1 pseudogene is annotated in these 663 nt (G+C 38.9%); it reads right to left on the bottom strand.

What is annotated here, in order from left to right:
- Positions 1 to 663: pseudogene (locus tag A8M50_RS08945) on the bottom strand (hypothetical protein); the annotation flags it as partial.

Raw genomic sequence — 663 nt, 5'->3', positions numbered from 1 at the left:
ATTACGCACTTGGTCTGAGTAACCATTACCTTCTGCAGAGACGACCCAACCTAAGTTTTGTAAATCTCCTACAGTGGCTGCATTGTTAGGATTAGAGTTGCTGAAGTCAATCAAACCTGCTTTGCCAACATTATCTGGTTTTGCTACTGGTTGTACATTCTCTTTCGGTTGACCATTTGGAAGTACGTCCGCTGCATTATACCATTTACCATCATTACCTAATTTCTTGTCCTCTACTGGAGCAAACGTATTCGCACCACTTGCAACATTTCCTAATTGTGTTGCATTTCCAGCTTTGTTTGCTTCTGCATTTGGATTTACTAAATTAGTTTTTACCGTATCTCCAGCTACTTCTGTTGGTTGATTAGCCAATGCTGTTCCATCTGCATTTTTAAACTTCTTAGTTTTTGGATCATATACTTTTCCAGCTAAATCGCTTTCTTTGTAATATTTTCCATCTGCTGCTTTAACTACTTTATCTCCAGCTTCATTTGTATATGCGATCGGTAAGTCTTTTACATCTATTTGTACATTACTTACTTTTCCTTCTGCATCCGTGGTCACTACCGCTTTGGTATTGAGTCCATCTACAAAATTTACTGTGTCGTACGGTTTCACAAAGTCACGAGCTTCGCCGTTGTTTTGTAAGTTCCAACCTGCATT

The organism is Haemophilus haemolyticus (assembly GCF_001679045.1).
Taxonomy (GTDB): domain Bacteria; phylum Pseudomonadota; class Gammaproteobacteria; order Enterobacterales; family Pasteurellaceae; genus Haemophilus; species Haemophilus haemolyticus.
This window is presented reverse-complemented; position numbering and strand designations above follow the sequence as displayed.